Source organism: Nakamurella panacisegetis, assembly GCF_900104535.1.
In the GTDB taxonomy this organism is placed as follows: domain Bacteria; phylum Actinomycetota; class Actinomycetes; order Mycobacteriales; family Nakamurellaceae; genus Nakamurella; species Nakamurella panacisegetis.
In genome coordinates this window covers 1,483,755-1,499,745 of sequence record NZ_LT629710.1, presented here as the reverse complement: position 1 = coordinate 1,499,745, position 15,991 = coordinate 1,483,755, and the positions used below count along the sequence as shown (strand labels likewise).

Genomic DNA, 15,991 nt, shown 5'->3' with positions numbered 1-15,991 from the left:
CGGCCTCATACCTCCCGACGCCAGCTGAACTGCGGGTCGAACCCGAGCAGGCGACGCGCCTTGTCGATCGACAGCAGCGTTTCGTGCTCGGTCAGCTGCTTGCGCACCGGCACGCCCGGAAACACCTCGGCCGCCAACGAGGCACTCGACCGCGACATGACGGTGTCGGCATTGGCGATGACGAAGATCTCCCGGCCGGTCAGGTCGGACTCGAGCGCGAGCCGCACCGCCTGTGCCCCGTCGCGGGCGTCGATGTAGCCCCAGGCGTTCCACTGGCGCAGGCTCGGGTCGGCGTCGAAGGACGGGAACGCCGCGTAGTCGGCCGGCGCCATCACGTTGGAGAAGCGCAGCCCGATCATCGTCAACTCCGGATCCCACCGGCAGAACTGCAGCGCCATCTCCTCCTCGAGGGTCTTGGACAGCGAGTACGACGATTCCGGCCGCGGGTGGTACTCCTCGTCGACCGGGAGGTAGGGCGGCGGGGTGTCCGGGCCCATCGGCAGGCCGAGCACCGTCTCGCTGGACGCCCAGACGATCCGTTTGATGCCGGCCGTCCGGGCCGCGGCGAACACGTGGTGGGTGCTCAGGATGTTGTTGTCGAAGGTCGCCGTGTTCGTGGTCAGCCCGGGCGCCGGGATGGCCGCCAGGTGCACGACGGCGTCGATGTGGTCGTACCGGTCGTTGGTGGCGTGCAGGGCCTCGAGGGTCTGCCCGTGGTCGGTGAAGTCCACCTTCACGTACTGCACCCTCGGGTCGGGCCCGGGCGTGCGATCCAGGTTGACCACGGAATATCCCTGGTCAGCGAGGTGGGCCACCACCACGCGGCCCAGTTTTCCACTGCCCCCGGTCACGGCGATGTGCTTCATCGGTACTCCTGTCGTTGCTTTGGGTACGGTTCGTTCTATGACGAGCAGCGCCGAAGACGCCCCTCCAAGAGTGCAGGACGACCTGTTCCGCCACGTCAACGGGTCCTGGTTGGACCGGGAGTCGATCCCGGCCGACCAGTCGATCTACGGCGCGTTCCACGAGATGCGCGATCAGTCCGAAGCGGTGTGTCGCGAGATCGTCGAGGAGGCGGCGGCCGTACCCGGGCTCGACACCGGCTCACCCGGGCAGCTGATCGGGGACCTGTACGCGAGCTTCATGGACGTGGAGGCGGTCGAGCGGGCGGGCGTCGAGCCGTTGACGGCTCACCTGCGGCAGATCGCCGCCGTCGGGGACCGGGTCGAGTTCGTCCGGCTGCTCGGGCGCCTGCGACGGGACGGAGTGCCGGGCGTGTTCGGCTTCGGCGTGGACACCGACCCCGATCAGCCGGACCGGTACACCCTGGTGTTCTTCCAGGGCGGCCTCGGCCTGCCCGACGAGTCGTACTACCGCGACGAGCAGTACGCCGACATCCGGATCGCCTACCGCGCCCACGTGGAGACCATGCTCGGCTTGGCCGGGGTGGACGACCCGGGCGGACGGACGGAATCGGTGATCCAACTGGAGACGGAACTGGCTGGAGGGCACTGGGATCGGGTACGCAGCCGGGATCGTTCGCTCACGCACAACCCGATGGATGCGGCCGCCCTGGCTCAGCTGCTCTCGCCGGAGTTGCTGGAGGCCTGGCTGGACGGGCTGGAGGCCCCAGGCTCGGTGGTGGATCATGTCGTGGTCATGCAACCGCCCTTCCTGACTCTCGTCGGGCAGCTCCTGACGGAGGAGCGACTCGAGCAATGGAAGAACTGGCTGACCTGGCGGGCCGTCCGGGCGGCGGCGACCTTGTTGCCGGAGGCCTTCGTCGACGAGAACTTCGCGTTCTACGGCCGGACCCTGTCCGGAACCCCCGAACTGCGGCCTCGCTGGAAGCGCGGCATCGGCCTGGTCGAATCAGCCGTCGGCGAGGCCCTCGGTGCCCTCTACGTGGCGCGGACGTTCCCGCCGGAGTCCAAGGCCCGGATGGACCGGCTGGTCGAGTACCTGCTGCAGGCCTACCGGGAGCGGATCACGGCGTTGCCCTGGATGGGCGCCGACACCAAGGTCAAGGCCCTGGAGAAGCTCTCGGCGTTCACCCCCAAGGTCGGCTATCCGCCGAAGTTCCGCGACTACGCCGGACTGCGGATCGTCCGGGACGACCTGATCGGGAATTCCCGCCGATCCGAAGCCGTCGAACTGGACCGGGAGCTGGCCAAGATCGGCGCACCGGTCGACCGCGACGAATGGTTCATGACGCCGCAGACCGTGAATGCCTACTACAACCCGGGGATGAACGAGATCGTCTTCCCGGCCGCCATTCTGCATCCGCCGTTCTTCGACGCGACCGCCGACGATGCCACCAATTTCGGCGCCATCGGGGCCGTCATCGGCCACGAGATCGGGCACGGGTTCGACGACCAGGGTTCCAAGTACGACGGCACCGGGGCGCTCAAGGACTGGTGGACGACGCAGGACCGCACGGCGTTCGAGGCTCTGACCGGCCGGTTGATCGACCAGTACTCGTCATTGTCGCCGGAGGGGGCCCAGGGACGATTCGTGAACGGCGCCATGACGATCGGGGAGAACATCGGCGACCTGGGCGGCCTCGGGATCGCCTACCAGGCGTGGCTGCTGTCCCTGGACGGCGAGGTTCCCGAGCCGATCGAGGGCCAGACCGGCGCGCAGCGGCTCTTCCTCAACTGGGCGCGCGCCTGGCGGGCGAAGACCCGACCGGAGGAGGTGGCGCGCCGCCTGGCCGTTGATCCGCATTCCCCGCCGGAGTTCCGCTGCAACCAGGTGGCCCGCAACCTGGACGAGTTCTACGAGGCCTTCGGCGTCGGTCCGGCGGACAAGATGTGGCTGGACCCCGCGGAACGGGTGCGGATCTGGTGAGGTGACCGCTGGTGGTCCCGCGATGGCGGCCGCGTTACCGGGCGGCGACGGTCGCCAGGTGCGGTTCCAGCCAGCGCAGGATCGCCGACTTCGGTTTGGCGCCGACCGCCTGGGCCACCAGCTCGCCGTTCACAAATAGTGCCAGGGTGGGCATGCCCAGAACCTGGTACCCCAGAGCCGTTCTCGGCTCCGCGTCGACGTCCATGGCCACCACGGCGAGCCGGTCCCGGTTCTCGAGGGCGATCTGGCCCAGAACCGGGGCGATCATCTTGCACGGCGGGCACCAGTCGGCGGTGAATTCGACCAGGACCGGGAGCGCGCTGTTCAGCACGGCGTCGTCGAAGCGGTCGTCGGTGATGTGCGGCAGGGACACGGGTTCTCCTCGAATCGAGTGGGGACAAGGGGTTGCGGCTTTGGGGCGAAGCCACCGTCAGCGATTGACCTCCGCGACCAGGCGGCGGTGGTGGTCGGCTCGTTCGCCGCACTCGCACTGCAGGGTCGCGGTGACCCGGCCCCCGCAGCCGCTGTGTCGGTAGACGATCTCCGGGCTCACATCCGACCCGAGATGTCTCTCTCCCCAATCGGACAGAGCGGACAGGACGGGGATGAGGTCGACGCCGGCCTCGGTCAGCATGTACTCGTTCCGGGCCCGCTGACCCGGAATCCGGTAGGCCCTCGTCTCGAGGATCCCGGCGCCGCCCAGGCGCTGCAGGCGGTCCGTGAGCACCTGCCGGGGCGCGCCCGTTGCGGCCTGGATCTCGTCGAAACGGCGGAGACCCAAAGAGATCTCCCGGACGGCCAGCAGAGCCCAGCGATCGCCGACGACGGACAGCACCTGCGACAGCGTCTCGTTCACGGTCCAGAGTCTAGACCATGAACTCAGGCTCGTGAACCTCAGCCCGGGACCGAGTTTGGGTCCCTGCACGCCGAAGTGGTCGTTGAACGTGAGGACGTTTCACCACGGGACGAGCGAACCGTCCCAAGACCACATTCCTCCGGTCGGCCCGTCCTCCGGTAGCAGGGCGAGTCGGACGGCGGCCGCGGCCGCCTCGGCCGGGTCGCCGCCGCCCGTGATCCCGGGAACCAGGTTTGTTCGGCGACGACCCGGGGCCAGGGCGTTGACCTTGAAGCGCCCACCCAGCGCCTGCGACGTCATCAGAGTGAGAGCGTTGACGGCCGTCTTGGACGAGCGGTAGGCCAGCCCTCCACCTTTCACGGATTCCCAGTCGAACTGCGGGTTGGGGCCGGAGGTCCACGTGAGTGAGCCGGTGCCGCTGGAAATGTTGACGATGCGGGGATGCGCTGACCGATTCAGCAACGGCAGCATTGCTTGGGTGACTGCGACGAGTCCGAAGACATTGGTCTCGTAGGCCGTCCGGAACTGCTCGATGCCGGCCGCGGTGATGTCGTCGTTCCCGGGATTGACGCCGGCATTGTTGACCAGGATGTCCAGCGTGGGCAGCTCCCGGGCGGCGGCGGCGATCGATTCGGCGTCAGTGACGTCCAGCTGGAGCGCATGGGCAGCCCCGCCCAACTCCTTGGCGATCGACCGACCTTTTCGCACATCGCGCGCACCGATGTGAACCGTGAGGCCGCGATCGATCAACTGGCGGGCGACTTCCAGTCCGATTCCGCTCGTCGCGCCCGTCACCAGGGCGACAGCTTCCTGGCCGAAGGCGTGATCGACGTCGGGCAGTTCAGCGGGCAGGCTCGTCATCCTCTTGCTCCATCCATGCTCAACTCCAACTGAATAGTTGGAGTGTAGCGCGCCGGCGCCGCCGTGCCGATCCTCGGTCAGTGGCTGGGCTCTCCCAATCGACGGGCCGCTTCGGCCACGAACGCCCGACGTCGCTGGTGTTCCCGGGCGGAAGGTGTTGCCCCGGTGATCATCTCGGCCAGCCGCGGAGCGGTCTGCCACCAGGCGGCCAAGGCGATCAGCGAGAACATCAGCATCCCGGGGTCCACGTCTGGATTGATCGTGCCGCTTCGCTGCGCCCGGGCGAATACCTCCACCTTCCGGCGATAGTGGGCCGTCGTCGGCGGGTCAAGCGCGGTGCGCTGCCCGCGCAGCTCCTCCCACTGCAACAGCCGGGCCAGATGCGGATGGCTCGCGTGGTAGTCGTACAACGCTCCGGCAAACGTCCCGATGTCGCGCAATGACTCCTCGGTGAGGGGTACGGCCGCGGCCAGACTCTCCAGTTCCGCAGTGATGACCGTCGACCACAAGCGCTCCTTGTCGCCGAAGTAGGCGTACAACCTCTCCTTGTTGACTCCTGCGGTCTTGGCTATCCGATCCGTCGTCGCCCCGGCGAAGCCATGGGCCGCGAAGTCCACCACGGCGGCGTCACGCAACCGGCTTCTGGTCTGTTCCGTGTCCCACGCCATGCCCATACTCTATTGGGCCCAACCGAAACCGCCCCCCACGCGAAGTTCTCGCGTGGGGGGTCGAGGGGATTCGAAGGCCGGCCGTCGGGTCAGACGGCGCTGCTCTCCGGGTCCTTCCGGAGGTCGGGGCCGCGATCGGAGTGCGGGTGATCGGCCATCGACTCGCCGCCCGCGGTGATCCCGGCGGCGACCCGCTCGTGAGTGCACCGGCTCGACGGAGCCTCGGTCGGGTCATCGATCTCGGCCGGGACCGACTCGGTGCCGTCCTCGTCCTCCTCGGCGGCCGGGAACTTCAGCGACGCGAAGATCGAGACGGCCAGGGCGACCACGATGACGCCCAGCGAGACCAGCGACGGGATCTCGGGGATGGACTGCGAGATGACCTTGTGTCCGGCCTGCAGGAACAACTTCACCCCGATGAAGGCGAGAATGAAGGCCAGGCCCTTCCCGAGATGGTGGAACTTCTTCAGCATGCCGGCCAGCAGGAAGTACAGGGCCCGCAGGCCCAGGATGGCAAATGCGTTGCTGGAGTAGATGATGAAGGTGTTGTCGCTGACCGCCAGGACGGCCGGAACGCTGTCGACGGCGAAGATCAGGTCGGCCGCCTCGATCGCCACCACCACGGCGAGCAGCGGGGTGGCGATGCGCTTGCCGGCTTCCTTCACGAAGAACTTGGTTCCGGCGTACTCGTCGCGAACCGGGACCACCTTGCGGAGCAATCGCACCGCCAGGCTCTTGCCGGGGTCCATCGACTCGTCGTCGTCCTTGAGCAACTTGATGGCGCTGTAGATCAGGATGGCGCCGAAGACGAACAGCACGGCGGTGAAGGTGGAAACGATGGCCACTCCGGCGGCCAGGAAGATGCCGCGGAAGACCAGGGCGCCGATGACACCGAAGAACAACACCCGGTGCTGATACTCGCGGGGGACCTTGAAGTACCCGAAGATCAGCGCGAAGACGAACAGGTTGTCCACGCTCAGGGACTTCTCGAGCAGCCATGCGGTGGTGAAGTCGACGGCCGGGTCACTGCCGAGCGTGGCCCAGATGACGCCGGCGAAGGCCAGCGACAAGCCCACCCAGACCGCACTCCAGATTGCGGCTTCCTTGAATTTGATGACATGGGCGCCGCGGTGGACGAGCAGGTCCACCGCCAGCATGATGAGGACCACGGCGCCGAATGCGGCCCAGGCCCAGAGGGGAACGGTCACGAGTGCTCCTCGAGTCGGTGCGGATGAGGTCGATTGCGGCGAACCGGTGATGTCCGCTGCGATGACCCCAGCTTGCGGCAATCCGAGGTTCCCATCTACGGCAAGAATAGGCCAATGAAGCCACTTGAAACTGCCGAGTGTCGGCAATATTGCGAATGCAGGCGCCGCCGTTCCCGGCCCAGTCCCCCGGCACCGACCGCAGGCGCGTCTACCGCTTCTCCGGCCAACCCAGCAATCTGGCCCCGACCACGGCGGTCTGCAGTTCGAACCGCTCGACCGGGTCGGCCGGATCCCGTCCGGTGAGGTCGGCGATCTTCTCCAGGCGGTAGGTCAGTGCCCGTACCGAAAGGTGCATCGACCGGGCGCTGAGCGAGGCGTTACCGCCGGCGGCGAAGTACGCCTCGAGCGTCTGCAGCAGCGGTTCGGGGCCGCCCCGAGCCGTCAACAGCGGACCGAGCGCGGCCGCCACCAACTCGCGCATCGCCGCCTCGTCACGCACCAGGACCCGCGGCACCAGCAGGTCGGCCGAGTTGTGCACCCGGTCCGGTCCGCCGAGCCGCCGCCCCAACTCGAGTGCCTCCTGGGCCTGTTCGAACGAGAAACGCACCCCGCTCGGACCTTGGTGGGCCTGCCCCACCCCGATCCGCCAGGCTCCGACCGCGGCCGTGCGCCGCAACTTCACCCCGCCGCTCGCCGACACCGCCGGGAGGGCGCCGGTCAACCCGGCGATGACCTCGTCGATGGCGGCCCGGTCGGGCGCCGCGAAGATCACCACCAGGGCGCCGTCCTTGGTCGTCACCAACGCGTCGGCATCCGCCTGGGCGCCCTGAATGGAGCGCTCGAGGATCCTGGTCAGCGGCGACGAATCGGTGAACGGCTTCTCCGCCTGCACCACGACCACGGCGTGGGGGGCAGCCAGACCCAGCCCGAACAGGGCGGCTCGGTCCATCAGTCCGGCCAGGGCCTGCGCGCCGCCCAGGAGCAGGTCGTCGACGAACTCGCGCCGCGCCGCCGCCTGGGCCCGCACCAGATCCCGTCGGGCCAATTGGTATCCCTCGGTCACCACGGCGACCGCGTCGTCGGCCGCGCGCAACATGACCTCGCCGGCCAGGACCACGGCCGCGGGGTCGGCGACCGCGTCCACCACCTGCGGCAGATGTCGCCAGAGCCGCCATGCGGCCGAGAGGTACAGATCGACCAGGGCCCGAAGGGCGACGCCCTGGCCGGCGGCCTGGCGTCCGGCGTCCCGATAGCCGGCCAGCTCGGACCGACGCAACCGGGTTCCCGTACCCACCGCTCTGACCAGCACCGGGAGGAAGTCGCCGAGCAATCCGGCGTCGACGCCCCCGGCCTCGCGCGCGGCATCGGCGGCGATGGCGTCGAGCGGGATGTCGGGACTGGACATGAACGGCGGCTCCGGGGGGGGCAGGGCGAGCTCGAGGAACAGCGGGGTCTTGACGGGCACGGTCGGGGAACGTGGTCAGGGCGGGCGTCGGGGCGACGGACCCATCGAATCAGACTCGCTCCCTTCTGATGGCGACGCGGCCTGATGGCGACGCGGCCTGATGGCGACGCGGCGCACTCGACCAGATTGCCGCTCGGGCGACCCGCGACCCGTCGGATCTACTGTGAGGACATGACAGCGAAGATCACCGAAGCCGCGGAAGAGGTGCAGGCCGCCTTCCGGGAGGAGCTCAACCCGGCGCGACGGGGTGTGCTGCTCGGGTGGTCCAGCTTCACGGCGACGTTCGCCGCGGTGCGAGGCATCACGTACAGCATCAAGAACGGGCGCGGTCCCTTCCGCAACGTGTCCATCGGGGGCACTCATATCCATCACTACCTCTGGGGGATCAGCCTTCTGGCCGGCGTCGGGGCGACGGCGGTGCGTGGCAACCTCCGCCGGCCGCACGCGACCATCCCGCTCGCCTACGGCGCCGGGCTGGCCCTGATCGTCGACGAGTTCGCCCTGCTGCTGGGTCTGGAGGACGTGTACTGGGCCGAGGAGGGGCGCGTTTCGATCGACCTCGGGATCAGCACCATCTCGGCCGTCGGGACCGGACTGGCCGCCGGCCCGGTCATTCGCCGGCTCCTGCGCCGGTTCCGTGGGTAGCAGGCGGCCGCCACCCACCGCCCCGGCCCGTCGGGGCACCACCATGACGTCCGCATGCAGCCGGACCGCAAACCGGAGCCGGCGCGCGAGGTCCCGGCCGACGACCCTTGCGTAAGCTCCCGGAATGATCGATTCGCGGTCGACCGGCGATCCGGGACCGGCCCTGATCGAGCGGGCGACCGAAGTCGCCGTGCTGTCCGATCTGCTGGCGGTCGTCGACCAGGGCGCGGGCCGGGTCGCGGTGGTGCAGGGATCACCGGGAATCGGGAAGACCGCGGTCGTGTCCGCCCTGCGACATCTGGCCGCCACCAGTGGTACCCCGCTCCTGGAGGCTCGCGGTACGGAGCTGGCGATGGATCGGTCCTTCGGTGCCGTCGGGCAGATCTTCGCCGGACAGCCGGGCCGACCGGCCATCCTCGATCCGCTCCGCCCGGACGATGCCCGGACCGGCGACTTCGCGTTGTTGAAGGAGTTGTTCGACGTCACCGTCCGGATCGCCGGCGGGCGGCCACTGGTGCTCGTGGTCGACGACTGCCACTGGCTGGACGTCCCCAGTCTGCGGTACCTGGCCTATCTGGCCGCCAAGATCGCCGAGCTTCCGGTCCTGCTCGTGCTGGCCACGAGACCGGATGCCGGCCCGCTGCGCCAACCGGTGGTGGACGAGATCCTCAGCGGCCCGAACGTCGCGTTGCTCCGGCCGCCGACGCTGAGCCGCGCGGCATCGGAGCGCATGTTGACCATGCTGCTGGGTCGTCGCCCGGACGCCGCGTTCACGGCGGTCTGCTTCCGGGAGACCGTGGGGAACCCCCTGTTCCTCGGGGAACTGGCGGCCGCGGTGCTCGCCGCCGGTATGGAACCGGTCGCGGCGAACGCCGTCCGGGTCGCCCGTATCGGGGGGAATGCGGTCAAACATCGTGTGCTGCAACAACTGGCCACCCTGAGACCGTCCGAACGCCGGGTGCTTGACGCGGTGGCTGTGCTGGGTGACGGGGTTCGCGGGGCCCAACTGGCCGAACTGACCGAGATCCCGGATCTGGATCAGATCCTCACCGTTCTGCTCGGCACCGGCCTGGTGCTCGGATCTCTCGCGACGGGGGTCGAATTCGCCCACCCGCTGCTGCGATCCGGGGTCTACGAGAACATCGATGTCGACCTTCGGGCCGACCTGCACCAACGGGCGGCTGGCCTGCTGGTCAGAGCCGATGCGGGAGTGGAAACCGTTGCCGCACACTACGTGGCCGGGCCAGGGCCCGCTCCGGCGTCCGAATCGCCCGCCGAGCCGGCGCCGGGAGCACAGCCCGGGTCAACGGTGCCCGCGGCCGCATTCGAGGCGTCACCGGCCGGTGTCCTGACGCGGGCCGCCGCCGAGGCCGTCCGCCGCGGGTCGCCGGAGAGCGCGTTGCGCTACCTCCGTCGCGGCCTGGCCCTTGACGTGCCGGAAGACCGCCGCCAGGAGATGCTGCTGGCCGCGGCCCAGGTGGCGTTCCAGGTCGACCTGCCGAGCGCCGTCGACTACCTGACCCAGACGTTGCGGACGATGTCCGAGCCGATCCCCCGGATCGAGCTCACCGGCACCCTGGTGGCGGCGTTGCTGCTCACCGGCCGCATCGACGAGACCCTGGCCGCGATCCGTCGCGAGCAGGCCGCGTTGCCGGACCCCCGACCGGGCGGGGACGACCCCTACGCCGATTCCCGCACCTCGCTGGACAGCTGGATCGCGATGGTCGCGGTCAACAACCCGGCGTTGCCCGGGCTGACCGCGAAGTTGCACGACCTGCTGCGCCGGCCACCGGTCGAGGGATTCGGGGGTCGATCGCTGGACGGGGTGCTGGCGCTCTACCAAACCTCCCGCGCCGAACCCGAGGCCGTCGACCGGGCGCTACGGGCCATCGTCGGCGGGGTCAGGATGACCGGCGAGCCGGGGCGGGGGCCGGTTCCGATCGCCGTCAACGTCCTGCTGCTGGCCGACCGTCCGGAAGGGTTGGCCCACCTGGACCGAGCGGTGGAACGCTCGCGCGACGAAGGGTCCCTGCTGGCGTCGTCGGGCGCCTACGCCTATCGGGCGCAGGCGCGCTTGCTGCAGGGCGACCTGCCCGGGGCCTACGACGATGCGCGCACCGCCCGGTGGTCCACCGCGATCCTCGGGCTCCGGAACAAGTCGTTCATCGCCTCGGTCATGGCGAACATCTGCATCGACACCGGCCGTCTCGACCAGGCGGCCGACACCCTGGCCTGGTCGGAGGTACTGGACGCTCCGGTCGGGCGCCCGTTCACGTTCTTCGCGGTCGTCGTGGCCGCTCGATTGCACCGGATCCGCGGGGAGTTCGCCGATGCTCTGCGGCTGGCGCTGGAGGCGGGAGAACGCTTCACGGCGGGTGGCGGGGTCAACCCGGCGCAGGTCCCATGGCAGTCCGAGGCGGCACTGGCGGCCCATCGGCTGGGAGACCGATCCGCCGTCCGGCACGCCGAGGCGGAGTTGCATCTGGCCCGGCAGTGGGGGGCGCCGCGGACGCTCGGCCGTGCGCTCCGGGTACTCGCCGAGGTGGGTGAGCGTCCTGAACTCCTGGACGAGGCGGTCGACATCCTGCGGCCGTCGATCGCGCGCCTCGAGTTGGCTCGGTGCCTGGTCGCCCGCGGGGCCGTCCGGGGGATGAAAGACGATGTGGAACAAGCGCTGTCGCTGTCTCGAGCCTGTGGCGCGGGGCCGCTGGAGCAGCGGGCGCGGGACTTGCTGAGCACCTTGCCGGCCTGACCTGATGACGCGGGTGGGGCGTGACCGTGGTGCTGGCACCACCCTGAACCGGGCAGGCGGCACCCTGCGCGGACGCGGCCCGGATCGGAAGACTCAGTGCTGTCAACCGAGCACGTCCACCCCGATCACCGGAGCCCAGCATGACCGTTCTGACCATCACCCGAAACCGCTTCGCCGACCGTCACCGGCCCGCACACCGCTGGGCCGGCGAGAGTGCGGGCCGCCACGTATCCCACCTCGGGCTCGGCCTGGCGGCCGACCGTGACGAGTGGGGCACGGTTCGCCGACTGCACGGCCTGCGGCATGGCCGAAAGGTCGAGATTCGCTTGCCCGATGACGATGTCGAGTCGGTCACCTGGGTGCTGTGTGCCCTGCCGAAGTTCAAGACGGTGCTCGGCTCGGGCGCCCTCCCGACCGACGTGGCCACTGCCGTCGGCGACGTGCCCTTCCTCGCCCCGATCTGGAACGGGTTGCAGTTGCAGGGTGGCGAGGACGGCCTGATCGCGGTGCGCGTCGGCGAATCGTCCCTGCCGGATGCATTCCTGCACGACCTGTGGTTGCTGGAGCGCATCGCGGACAACCTGGGACTGCTGCCGATCCCGGCCGGTGACCTCGGCCTGGTTGCTCCCCCGGTCACCTGGCCGTCCCGCCCGGTCGCGGTCGCCCTGGCCGGATGACGTGGCCAACCTGATGGCCGATCACCCGGTGGATACGCTGACGCCCATGTTGTCAATCGTGCTGGCCGAGGACAACTTACTGGTCCGCGAGGGCGTTCGAGGTGTGCTGTCGGCCGATCCGGAGCTCAAGGTGGTCGCCGCGTGCGCCGACGCCGACGAGTTGCGCCTGGCCATCCGGCAATTCAATCCGGACGTGGTGGTCACCGACATCCACATGCCGCCCGGCCTGACCGACGAGGGCATCCAGGTCGCCCGGGAGCTCCGCCGGGACCGCCCCGGCATCGGCGTGGTCGTACTGTCCAGCCGGGACGACCCGCAGCACGCGCTGGACCTGCTCGAACACGGTTCGGCCGGGCGGGCCTACCTGCTCAAGGAGCGTGTCGCCGAACCCGGTCAACTGCGGCATGCGGTCAACGAGGTGGCCGCCGGCCGGTCGGTGATCGACCCTCAGGTGGTGGAGAACCTCGTCCGGGCCGGCTCCCGACCGGCCAGCTCACCGCTCAGCCGGCTGACCCCGCGTGAGCTCGAGGTCCTCGGCGAGATGGCCCAGGGCCGCACCAACGGCGCCATCGCCCTGCGGTTGTACCTCACCGTGCGGGGCGTGGAGCGGCACATCAACGCGCTCTTCGCCAAGCTCGGGTTGAGCGAGGAGCAGGACGCCCACCACCGGGTGCGCGCCGTGCTGCTCTACCTCTCCGAGCACTGAGACTTCAGAACACCAGCGGCATGGTGGCGGTCAACGTGGTGCCCTCCCCGTCGGGAGAGTGCACGTGGAGCCGGCCGTCGACCGCGGACATCCGGTCACCCAGGCCCCGCAATCCCGATCCACGGGACGGATCGGCTCCGCCCGGTCCGTCGTCGCTGACCACGCAGCGCAGGGTCCCGGCGTTCAGATCGACCTGCACCCGACCGGCCGTTGCCCCGTGCTTGGCCGCGTTGGTCAGGGCCTCGGCCACGAAGTAGTAGACGGTGGTCTCGGCCTGGACCGGCAACCGGTCGGTCAGGTCGACGGTCACGTCGACCGGAATGGCCGAGCGGCGGGCCAGCTCCTGGAGAGCGGCCGGCAGCCCGCGTTCGGTCAGCGTCGGAGAGTGGATTCCCTGAGCCAACTCGCGCAGCTCGGAAATGGCGCTGTTCAACACGTCCCGTGCGGTGTCGAGCACCTGCGCCGTGGCCGCCGGATCGGATTCCACCGTGCTGCGGGCCGCGCCAAGGGCGATGGCCACCGCGACCAACTGCTGTTGGGCGCCGTCGTGCAGGTCGCGCTCGACGCGGCGCCGGGCCTCGTCCGACACCGACAGCAGACGGCGTCGGCTGGACCGCAGGTCGGCCAGCAGTTGTCGGCGATCGCTGATGTCGCGGAGGAACCCGCTGTACATCACGCCGGCGGTGGAGACGACGCGAGTGATCGTGAGCTCGACCGGGAAGGTCTGGCCATCGGCGCGCTGGGCGATCACCTCGACGCGGCGGTCCAGCATCGCCGCCATGCCACCCCCGGCCAACCGGTGCAGTCCGGCGCGGTGGCGTTGACGGGTGTCGGCCGGGACGATCAGTTCGGCCAGTTCGCGGCCCAGTACCTCGTCGGCGCCGTAACCGAAGATCAGTTCGGCCGACATGTTCCACTCGAGGACGCGGCCGTGGTGGTCGATGGTGATCACGGCGTCCATCGCCGCGTCCAGGATCGCCTTGTACAGCGGCTGAAGTTCGGCTGGCGGCGCTGGATCGTCCGGGGGAGCGGTCACCCTGGTCAGATTAACCGACGCCGCTACTTCAGCCGCGTGGTGTCCACCACGATCCTGGCTCGCAGGACCTCGAGTTCCGGACCGCTGACCAGCCGTTCCTCGGCCGCCGGAAGGGGCACGCGGCCCACCGGTCGCCGCTGCAGCCGACGCAGACCTCTGGGATGCGAGACGATCGGCCGCATGCGGGTCATCAACGTGGTCATGATCTGTCGCTCAACTTTCCAGGCTCGAGATGTGGTGGCTCCTGTGGCAGGAGCGGCCCGGCCCGGGCACTGATACGTGACACCGCCGGTGCATACGAGTCTGTCCCGTCCAGCCGGCCGGAGCCACGGAGCACGCACCAGGACCCCCGTGGTGCCAGCACCACCTCGGGTCGGCCCCTGGTGGCCGGAGGACCTACCATCCACCGCATGACGCAGATGCTGTCGCCGGAGCTGATCCGGACCTACCAGCGGGACGGCGTCGTCCTGGTCCGCGGCGTCCTGACCCCGGCCGAGGTGGATCGGGCCGAACGGGCGATCGAGACGGTGTTGGCCCACCCCGGACCGTTGTCGCAGGTGGCCAGCGATCCGGACGACCCGGGGGCGTTCACCGAGGACTTCCGCCGCTGGAACGACGTGCCCGACATCGAGGATCTGGCCCGGCACAGCGCGGCCGGCCGCATCGCCGGCGAACTGATGGGCTCGCCTACGGTGCGGCTGTTCCACGACCACGTGCTCGTCAAGGAGGGCGGCACGAAGCAGCGCACGCCCTGGCACCAGGACCAGCCGTACTACAACGTCGACGGCCGCGGGGTGAGTGCCTGGATCCCGGTCGATCACATCCCGGAGGCGGGCTGCCTGGAACTGGTGGCCACCACGCATCGCGGGCCGTGGCTGATGCCGCGCACCTTCCTCGCCGGTGAGGCGAAGTGGTTCCCGGAGGGCAGTCTGGCCGAGCTGCCGGACATCGAGGCGGACCGAGACGCGTTCACCATCCGCCGATACGAGATGGAACCCGGCGACGCGATCTTCTTCGATTTCCTCACCGTGCACGGCGCCCCCGGCTTCCCGTTCCCCGGACGTCGCCGGGTGCTGTCCCTGCGGTACCTGTCGGACGAGGCCCGGCACGCTCCCCGTCGCTGGCCGACGTCACCACCGTTCGCCGGGCTGGCCGACGAACTCCCGGCCGGGGCCGAACTCGACCATCCGTTGTTTCCGGTGGTCTGGGCCCGGTAGAACCGATCGCGCAGGGTCGCCGAGCTCAGATCCGCGGATCGATGTGGATCTTCGGGCCGGGGCCGGCGTCGTCCGGGCGCCAGCCCGCGATGACGTCCGGTGCCCGGTCGAGCCCGACCGTCGCCGCCACCAACGGCGCCGGGTCGATGCTGCCGTCGGCGTAGGAACCGATGGTGGCGGCCATGGCCGGAGAGCCGGACAGCTGACCGGTCAACGTCAGGTCCTTGACCACGAGCCGGCGGGTGTCGACCAGACTGGGCCGGCCGGCGATCCCGACGCAGATGATCCGTCCTCCTGGCTCGACCAGATCGATGGCCGCGCTGGGGATCTCGGCGCCGTCGGTGCCGTCGATCACGGCGTCGAACCGGAGCGTCGGCACGTTCTGGATCGACCACGCCGTCAGGCCGAGGGTCCGGGCCAGGTCCAGACCGGCGGACGAGCGGCCGATCACGTGTACCTCCGCACCGGCGCCGGCGGCGAACGCGGCGGCCAGCAGGCCGATGGTGCCCGGACCGAAGACGGCCACCCGGTCGACGCCGGGGGTCACGGCGGCGTCGGCGGCCCGGCGCGAGTTGGCCCCGGGTTCGACCATCGCGCCGGCGGTGTCGTCGACCGAGTCGGGCAGGATGTGCAGGGCGCTCACCGGAACCAGCACCTGCTCGGCCACAGCTCCGTTCCATCCACCCAGAACGCCTATCTCGTAACGATTCTCGCAGAGGTGTGAGCGGCCTGCCCGGCACCGCTCACACTGCCGGCAGCCGAGCATGGTGTCGCCGGTGACCCGACGGCCGATCCACGGCGCATCGTCGTCGGAACCCACCGAGGCGACCACGCCGCACCATTCGTGACCGGGCCGCAGCGGGTACCGGGCCTGACCGGTGGCCAGATACGCCATCTCCCCGGAGTAGAAGGCACTGTCGGTGCCGCACACGCCGACCCGATGGACGTCGACCACCGCTTGACCGGGCCGGGCCACCGGAGCCGGAACGTCCTGGACCGAGGCCAGCCGGGGTCCGTCGAGGACCAGGGCCCGAATCGTTGCCATCCGAT

General features: G+C 69.7%; 16 protein-coding genes. 6 read left to right on the top strand and 10 right to left on the bottom strand.

Annotated features, from left to right (window positions below; all coding sequences use genetic code 11):
* Nucleotides 1-5: 5 nt before the first annotated feature.
* The gene (locus BLS97_RS06585) at nt 6-866 is read right to left on the bottom strand and encodes an NAD-dependent epimerase/dehydratase family protein (RefSeq protein ID WP_090475255.1); all 861 of its coding nucleotides are present in this window, start codon (nt 864-866) and stop codon (nt 6-8) included.
* A gap of 37 nt (nt 867-903) precedes the next feature.
* Here BLS97_RS06585 and BLS97_RS06580 point away from each other — a divergent pair, with 37 nt between their 5' ends.
* On the top strand, nt 904-2,850 hold the full coding sequence (locus BLS97_RS06580; protein WP_090475254.1) for a M13 family metallopeptidase: 1,947 nt from the start codon (nt 904-906) through the stop codon (nt 2,848-2,850).
* 34 nt (nt 2,851-2,884) lie between these two features.
* Here BLS97_RS06580 and BLS97_RS06575 read toward each other — a convergent pair whose 3' ends face one another.
* The 6 genes from BLS97_RS06575 to BLS97_RS06550 all read right to left on the bottom strand — a co-directional run bounded on the left by BLS97_RS06575 (nt 2,885) and on the right by BLS97_RS06550 (nt 7,908).
* Nucleotides 2,885-3,223, bottom strand: a complete 339-nt coding sequence (locus BLS97_RS06575; protein WP_090475252.1) for a thioredoxin family protein — start codon at nt 3,221-3,223, stop codon at nt 2,885-2,887.
* Between the two features lie 57 nt (nt 3,224-3,280).
* On the bottom strand, nt 3,281-3,706 hold the full coding sequence (locus BLS97_RS06570) for a winged helix-turn-helix transcriptional regulator (RefSeq protein WP_197676437.1): 426 nt from the start codon (nt 3,704-3,706) through the stop codon (nt 3,281-3,283).
* Between the two features lie 99 nt (nt 3,707-3,805).
* The gene (locus tag BLS97_RS06565; RefSeq protein WP_090475251.1) at nt 3,806-4,567 is read right to left on the bottom strand and encodes an SDR family NAD(P)-dependent oxidoreductase; all 762 of its coding nucleotides are present in this window, start codon (nt 4,565-4,567) and stop codon (nt 3,806-3,808) included.
* A gap of 77 nt (nt 4,568-4,644) precedes the next feature.
* On the bottom strand, nt 4,645-5,235 hold the full coding sequence (locus tag BLS97_RS06560) for a TetR family transcriptional regulator (protein WP_090481531.1): 591 nt from the start codon (nt 5,233-5,235) through the stop codon (nt 4,645-4,647).
* An 89-nt stretch (nt 5,236-5,324) separates the two neighbouring features.
* Nucleotides 5,325-6,443, bottom strand: coding sequence for a TerC family protein (locus tag BLS97_RS06555; RefSeq protein WP_231988391.1), 1,119 nt, complete (start codon nt 6,441-6,443; stop codon nt 5,325-5,327).
* Between the two features lie 208 nt (nt 6,444-6,651).
* Nucleotides 6,652-7,908, bottom strand: a complete 1,257-nt coding sequence (locus tag BLS97_RS06550) for a PucR family transcriptional regulator (RefSeq protein WP_231988390.1) — start codon at nt 7,906-7,908, stop codon at nt 6,652-6,654.
* Nucleotides 7,909-8,079: 171 nt separating this feature from the next.
* On the opposite strand from BLS97_RS06550, the gene BLS97_RS06545 reads away from it, so the two are divergent.
* The 4 genes from BLS97_RS06545 to BLS97_RS06530 all read left to right on the top strand — a co-directional run bounded on the left by BLS97_RS06545 (nt 8,080) and on the right by BLS97_RS06530 (nt 12,688).
* Nucleotides 8,080-8,553: a hypothetical protein gene (locus BLS97_RS06545; protein ID WP_090475250.1), complete on the top strand. Its 474-nt coding sequence runs from the start codon at nt 8,080-8,082 to the stop codon at nt 8,551-8,553.
* A 124-nt stretch (nt 8,554-8,677) separates the two neighbouring features.
* Nucleotides 8,678-11,305, top strand: coding sequence for an ATP-binding protein (locus BLS97_RS06540; protein WP_090475248.1), 2,628 nt, complete (start codon nt 8,678-8,680; stop codon nt 11,303-11,305).
* Between the two features lie 140 nt (nt 11,306-11,445).
* A complete protein-coding gene (locus tag BLS97_RS06535) occupies nt 11,446-11,982 on the top strand; it encodes a hypothetical protein (protein WP_090475246.1) in 537 nt (178 codons plus the stop codon).
* A 46-nt stretch (nt 11,983-12,028) separates the two neighbouring features.
* Nucleotides 12,029-12,688 carry a response regulator transcription factor gene (locus tag BLS97_RS06530; RefSeq protein ID WP_090481525.1) on the top strand — a complete coding sequence of 220 codons (660 nt, stop codon included), beginning with the start codon at nt 12,029-12,031 and terminating at the stop codon, nt 12,686-12,688.
* A 4-nt stretch (nt 12,689-12,692) separates the two neighbouring features.
* Here the strand turns inward: BLS97_RS06530 and BLS97_RS06525 are convergent, their stop codons facing one another.
* Entirely contained in the window at nt 12,693-13,724 is a 1,032-nt protein-coding gene (locus BLS97_RS06525) for a sensor histidine kinase (protein ID WP_090475245.1), read from the bottom strand.
* A 23-nt stretch (nt 13,725-13,747) separates the two neighbouring features.
* Entirely contained in the window at nt 13,748-13,927 is a 180-nt protein-coding gene (locus BLS97_RS06520) for a hypothetical protein (protein WP_090475244.1), read from the bottom strand.
* 207 nt (nt 13,928-14,134) lie between these two features.
* Between BLS97_RS06520 and BLS97_RS06515 the strand changes: the two genes are divergently transcribed.
* Complete coding sequence (locus BLS97_RS06515) at nt 14,135-14,941, top strand: phytanoyl-CoA dioxygenase family protein (RefSeq protein ID WP_090475241.1); 807 nt, start codon at nt 14,135-14,137, stop codon at nt 14,939-14,941.
* Nucleotides 14,942-14,966: 25 nt separating this feature from the next.
* Here the strand turns inward: BLS97_RS06515 and BLS97_RS06510 are convergent, their stop codons facing one another.
* A complete protein-coding gene (locus BLS97_RS06510) occupies nt 14,967-15,986 on the bottom strand; it encodes a zinc-dependent alcohol dehydrogenase (RefSeq protein ID WP_090475239.1) in 1,020 nt (339 codons plus the stop codon).
* Between the last annotated feature and the right edge of the window lie 5 nt (nt 15,987-15,991).